At 69.8% G+C, this 6,000-nt stretch carries 5 protein-coding genes; 3 read left to right on the top strand and 2 right to left on the bottom strand.

The window, feature by feature from the left end; all coding sequences use genetic code 11:
- Positions 1 to 1,319, top strand: a 1,319-nt coding sequence (locus AC1D2K_RS05090; protein WP_478086805.1) for a DUF6537 domain-containing protein, incomplete at its 5' end; no start/stop codon positions are given.
- On the opposite strand, the gene AC1D2K_RS05085 is transcribed toward AC1D2K_RS05090, so the two are convergent.
- Positions 1,316 to 2,560, bottom strand: a complete 1,245-nt coding sequence (locus tag AC1D2K_RS05085) for an MFS transporter (protein WP_478086804.1) — start codon at positions 2,558 to 2,560, stop codon at positions 1,316 to 1,318. The genes AC1D2K_RS05090 and AC1D2K_RS05085 overlap by 4 nt on opposite strands.
- Before the next feature lie 112 nt (positions 2,561 to 2,672).
- Between AC1D2K_RS05085 and gcvA the strand changes: the two genes are divergently transcribed.
- Positions 2,673 to 3,614 (top strand): transcriptional regulator GcvA, encoded by a 942-nt coding sequence (gcvA, locus tag AC1D2K_RS05080; RefSeq protein ID WP_478086803.1) that lies wholly within the window; start codon positions 2,673 to 2,675, stop codon positions 3,612 to 3,614.
- A gap of 181 nt (positions 3,615 to 3,795) precedes the next feature.
- Positions 3,796 to 5,232 (top strand): surface-behavior sensor histidine kinase ShkS, encoded by a 1,437-nt coding sequence (gene shkS / locus AC1D2K_RS05075; protein ID WP_478086807.1) that lies wholly within the window; start codon positions 3,796 to 3,798, stop codon positions 5,230 to 5,232.
- 123 nt (positions 5,233 to 5,355) lie between these two features.
- Here shkS and AC1D2K_RS05070 read toward each other — a convergent pair whose 3' ends face one another.
- A complete protein-coding gene (locus AC1D2K_RS05070; protein WP_442285411.1) occupies positions 5,356 to 5,952 on the bottom strand; it encodes a response regulator transcription factor in 597 nt (198 codons plus the stop codon).
- Between the last annotated feature and the right edge of the window lie 48 nt (positions 5,953 to 6,000).

The following is a 6,000-nucleotide window of genomic DNA, read 5'->3' as shown; positions in this document are numbered from 1 at the left end:
CCGTGGGCGCGGTCATCGCGATGGCCGCGCACCTGGAGGGCAAGTCGGCGAGCGTGCTGGACTTCATGGGCTTTGCGCAGAAGGGCGGCGCGGTGCTGAGCTTCGTGCGCCTGGCCGACACGCCCGAGCGGCTGAACCAGGTGCGCATCGACACCCAGCAGGCCGATGCGATCCTGGCCTGCGACGTGGTGGTCGGTGCCTCGCCCGAGGCGCTGCAGACCGTGCGCCACGGCCGCACGCGCATCCTGGCGAACATGCACGAGATCCCGGTGGCCGAGTCGCTGCGCAACCCGGATGCGGACCTCAAGGTCGAGCTGCTGCTCGAGAAGATGCGCTTCGTGGCCGGCCGCGAACAGGTCCGGACCTTCGACGCCCAGACGCTGGCGGAGGAGTTCCTGGGCGACACGCTGGCATCGAACATCCTCGCGGCCGGCTATGCGTGGCAGTGCGGCCTGATTCCCCTGAGCCTGGAGGCCCTGACCCGCGCGATCGAACTCAACGGCGTCGCCGTGGCGGCCAACCAGTTGGCGTTCTCGCTCGGCCGCCTGGCGGCGGGCGATCCGCAGGCCATCGATGCCGTGCGCGGTGCGCCGGCCGCGCTGGCTGAGGACGAGTCGCTGGAGGCGCTGGTCGCCAGGGCTGTGCGGCATCTGGCCGGGTATCAGAACGCGGCCTGGGCCCGGCGCTTCGAGGCCCGGGTGGGGGCGGTGCGGCAACGCGAGTCTGCGCTGGCCGGTGGCGACCCTTCGCTGCCCGTCACGCGCAATGCGGCCCAGAGCCTGCTCAAGCTCATGAGCTACAAGGACGAGTACGAAGTGGCGCGCCTCTACAGCGACGGCGGCTTCCGCGCGAAGCTTGCCGAGCAGTTCGAAGGCGATCTCAAGCTCGAGTTCCACATGGCGCCGCCGTTCCTCGCGCGGCCGACGAACGGTCAGCCGCCGGTCAAGATCCGCCTCGGCGGCTGGATGCTGCCGGCGATGAAGTGGCTGGCGCGCGGCAAGGTGCTGCGCGGCACGGCCCTCGACCTTTTCGGCCACACCGCGGAGCGTCGGCTGGAGCGCGAGCTGATCGGGCGCTTCGATGCGCGGCTCGACGAATTGATGGCCGGGCTGTCGCCGTCCAACCAGCGGCTGGCGGCGCAGATTGCCGCCGTGCCGCTGGCGATCCGAGGCTACGGCCACGTGAAGCTCGCCAACCTCGCGCTGGCCCGCGGCCGCGAGGCCGAGTTGCTGCATCGCTTCGCGCCGGAGCGCTATCCGCGGCCGGCGGTCGAGGCGAAGGCGGGGCAGATCCGCGGCATCGCGGTGGTGGCGCACTAGGACTCGCTGCGGAGCGCGCCCCGCGGCATCGCCAGCACGATGCCCGCGGCCAGCAGGTTGGCGGCCACGCTCGCCAGGATCGGCACCGTGTAGCTGCCGCTGATGTCGAAGGCGAACCCGGCGGCGCTCGGCCCGATCAGCGTCCCGAAGGCCACGCTGGTATAGAGCACGCCGATGATGCCGCTGACATGCCGCCCGCCGAATCGGTCCATCACCACGGCCGGCAGCACCGCCACCCAGCCGCCGTAGAAGACGCCGTAGACGAAGGCGAAGGTCGCCAGCGGCCACCAGCCCGTCGCCATCGCCCAGATCGCGAGGGACAGCGCCATGCCGACGAACATGGCGACCAGGGCCCGGTCGCGGCCCATCCGGTCCATCAGCCCGCCCAGGAAGAAGCGGCCAGCCGTGCTGCCGATGCCGATGACGCCGAGCAGCAGCACCGCCGATGACGGCGCCACGCCCTGGTCCATCGCAGAGGGCACCAGGTGCACGAAAGGCACGAAGACACCCAGCGAGCAGAGCAGGCAGGCGCCATAGAGAACCGCGAACTGCCGCGATCCGAGCGCTTCGCGCACCGACATCCCTGCCGCGCGCTGCGCCGGATCGGCGGGGCCCGCGGGATCGCCGTCAGGGAACAGCCCGCGAGCATGCGGGTCGTTCTCGATCAGGAGCGCCATGCCCGCACCGACGACCATGGCCAGGACACCGAGGACGGCATAGCCGCCGCGCCAGCCAAGTTGTGCGATCAGCAGCGCGGCCAGCGCCGGCATGACGAGCGTGCCGACGCCGATGCCGCTGACGGCCAGCCCGGACGCCAGCCCGCGCCGCCGGGAGAACCAGCGCTGCACGGCCCCGACCGCGGGGACGTAGGCGCAGCCGACGCCCAGGCCCACCCCGAGCCCGTAGGCCAGGTAGACCTCGGTGAGGCTGCGCGCGAGGCTGGCCGCGACCAGGCCGGCGCCGGTCAGCAGCATCCCGGCGAGCGCCAGGCGCCGCGAGCCCCAGCGGTCGGCCAGCGGTCCGCTGACGCAGCCGAACGCGAAGTACAGGAAGCCGGCGAGCGAGAACACCACCGAGGTCGAGCCGCGCGAGGCCGCGAATTCCTGCTGCAGCGATGCTGCGAAGGCGCCGAAGGTGTAGGCGCTGCCGAAGCCGACGAAAGTCACGGCGAAGGCGCCCGCGACCACCCACCAGCCGTGGAACAGGCGTCGAGGGCGGCGCAGTACCGTGGCATCAGTCATCGCGCGTTTTCCTTTGCTTCGATTCGGATCAGAATTGCTAAGCTGGATGTTCACCAATCGGCATTGGAAAAGCAAACCATGAATTGATGCCGATTGAAGTTAGTAAAACTAAATGATCCTGAAGCATCTCCCGCCGCTGGGCGCACTTCGCGCCTTCGAGGCCTCGGCGCGCCACCTCTCGGTCAAGAAAGCGGCMGAGGAGTTGTGCGTGACGCCCGGCGCGGTCAGCCAGATGCTCAAGGCGCTCGAAGAGAAGCTGGGCATCGCGCTGTTCGAGCGCGTGAATCGCGGCATCGTGCTGACCGGCGCCGGGCGCGAGTACCTGCCGCCGATCCGCAATGCCTTGCGGCAGATCGCCGAGGCGTCCGGGCGCATCGCGGCAGCGGCCGAGTCGGGCCTGCTGACTGTCAGCGTCACGCCCTTCTTCGCCGCGGCCTGGCTGGTCCCGAGGCTGCAGGACTTCCAGGATGCCCATCCGGACATCGATCTGCAGGTGGTCGCCAGCACCGCGCTCGTGAACTGGTCGCGCGATGGCGTGGACGTCGCGATCCGTCACGGTCTCGGGCGCTACCCGGGTCTGCACAGCGACAAGCTGGTCGCCGTGGAGGTGGTGCCGGTGGCGGCGCCGGCGCTGGCCGMCCGGCTGGGGCGGCCAGCCTCCGCGGCGGCGCTGCTGCGCTGGCCGCAGGTGCACGAGGCCGAGCGCAGCGGCTGGCATCGGTGGTTCCAGGCGCAGGGCATCGACGAGATCGGCCCGGCCCGTGGCCCCGCCTACGACGACGCCGGTCTGCTGCTGAGGGCCGTGCTGGCGGGGCAGGGCGCGGGCCTGCTGCCGGCGGCGATGGTGGCGCCCGATCTCGCCGAAGGGCGCCTGCTGAGACTCGCGGACGACGCCCTGCTCGAAGACCTGGCGTACTACCTGCTCGTTCCCGAGGGAAGCCAGTTGCGGGCCAAGGTGGCCGCGTTCCGGGCGTGGATCCTGGGCGAGGCTGCGGTCGAAGCAGACGCCGGAACCCCGAAAGGCGTTGTGCGCACGCTACGAATCAGGGAATGATGGGACGGAAGTCGCGTCGGCGGCCAATTAAGATCAGGCGTTAGCGCCTGGCGCCCAGGGGCGCGTGGCACAGGGCGGCATCGGGTCGCAGAGTTTTTCAATTGCGGTGCGCAGTGCCGCAGGCAGGGGCCCCTCGCGAGGGGCCTTTTTTTGTGGCGTGGATGACAGGGGCGTGAAGGCCATGATGGGTAATTCGTCGTTCGCAGGGCTGGGCAACTCGTCCTTTGCAAGCCTCACACCGGCGCCTGCGTCTGCCGACGAGGCCGAGCCGTGGGTGCGCGGTGAGCTGATCCGCAGCCTGATGCGGGCCTCCCGCGGCTCCTACCTGCTGGCGGCGGCGCTGATGCCGGCCATGGTGGGCCTGAGCTGGGGCCACGTGCCGCCCTGGCAGCTGATGGCCTGGCTCGCGATCGGCATCGTCGCTACCGGTTGCCGGATCTGGGGCGAGCAGCTCTATGCCAGGGACTACGCCGACCGCGACTCGGCCGCGCAACAGTACTTCGTCGAGCGCTATCGCTATCTCTGGAGTGCCAGCGGCTTCGCCTGGGGCCTGTCGATCCTGATCTTCTTCGAGCGCACGCCGCTCGTGAACCAGTTCATGAGCTGGCTGATCGTCGCCGGCGTCGCGACCTTCCCGCTCAACGGCCTGGCCCTGCATCCGCCGCTGCTCAAGCGCTACGTCAACACGCTGTTCTTCACGATGCTGGCGGCGATCGCCTGGCGCATGATCGAACTCAAGTTCGAGCGGCCGCATTTCCACTACGGCTTCCTGCTGCTGCCGGGCCTGCACTGGTGGCTGCTGCTGCGGGCCGGCCGGCGCATCCACGAGACCGCGCGCAACAGCTTCGAGCTGCTGTTCCACAACCACATCCTGATCAATTCGCTGACCCAGCAGCGGCAGGCGGCGGTGTCGGCCGTGGCGATGAAGAACCGCTTCCTGGCCAGCGCGGCGCACGACATGCGCCAGCCCGTGCTGGCGCTCTCGCTCTATGCCGACTGGCTGCGCAACGAGCCCGAGCTGGTGGCCGAGATCGCGCCGAAGATCGTGCGGGCCACGCACGCGGTGAACGCGCTGTTCGATTCGCTGTTCGACCTCGCCCGCATCGATTCGGGACAGGTGCGGCTGCACATCGAACGGGTCGAAGTGGCGCAGCTGCTGCACGACCTCGAACTGCAGTACCGGCCGGTGGCCGAAGCCAAGGGGCTGGGCTTTCGCATGCACGTGACGCCCGGCACCRTCTTGACCGACCCGATCCGGGTGCGTCGCATGATCGGCAACCTGCTGGCCAACGCGATCAAGTACACGGCCGAGGGCGGCATCCTGCTGGCCTCGCGGCAGACCCGCGACGGCCTGCGGGTCGAGGTCTGGGACACGGGCATCGGCATCGCGCGCGAACACCTGCGCGACGTCTTCCTGGAGTTCTACAAGGTGGCCGACCATGCCGGCACCTCGGACGGCTTCGGCCTCGGCCTGGCGATCGTGGCGCGGCTGTCGCACGCGCTGGGGCATCCGGTCAGCGTGCGCTCGCGCCTRGGCCGTGGCAGCGTGTTCCGCGTCGCCTTGCACGACGCCGACGAAACGCAAGCCCAGACCCGCATCTCAGGCGCCGTAGGCTGAGCCCCGGCCGGCGCAGCCAGGCCCGTTGGTGAAACACCGAGGAACCGGCTTTGCCGGGCCTCTGGTGTTGCCCCCCGGAGAGGGGGTGGGCGCCCGGACACGAAGTGCCGGGCAACCTGGGGGTCAGCCCGACAACAATCCGTTGGTGCGCGCGTGGTGGAGGGCCTGCGTGCGGCTCTTCACACCCAGCCGCCGGAACAGCCGCCACAGGTGCACCTTCACCGTGTGCTCGCTGATGTCGAGCTCGGTCGCGATGTCGCGGTTGCTCATGCCCTGGTCGAGCATGGCGATCAGCTGGGTCTGGCGCTTCGACAGCTTGCTGTTGGCCGCGGCCACCGGCTCCTCGGCATCGGTGTCGGCCATCAGCAGGCCCCGCAGCGCGGCGGTCAGCTCGGCCGAGCTGGCCGATTTCTCGATGTAGGTGTCGGCGCCGGCCTCGATGCAGGCCTCTTCCATGTCGGCCGACGGCGAGGCCGAGTAGACCGCGATCGGCACGTCCGGATAGGCCAGCTTGACGGCCACGACGCCCGAGACGCCCGTGGTGTCCGGCAGCTTGAGGTCGAGGCAGAAAAGGCCCGGCGCCCCATGTTGCTTGACCGCTGCGGTCAGCTTGTCGAGCCGTTCGAGCTCGACGATGTTCTCGGCCGGTCGCAGGCGCCTCAGCACCATCACGATGGCGTCGCGCATCAGGGGGTGGTCGTCGATGACATAGATACTCATGATTTACTCGCTGTGTCCGCAGGTCGGGCGGCTGCCCTTCGCTGCGGG

The sequence above is a fragment of the Variovorax sp. P1_H12_2 genome (assembly GCF_056405335.1).
The sequence above is the reverse complement of the archived record's forward strand: the minus strand, read 5'-3'. Positions and strand labels throughout refer to the sequence as shown.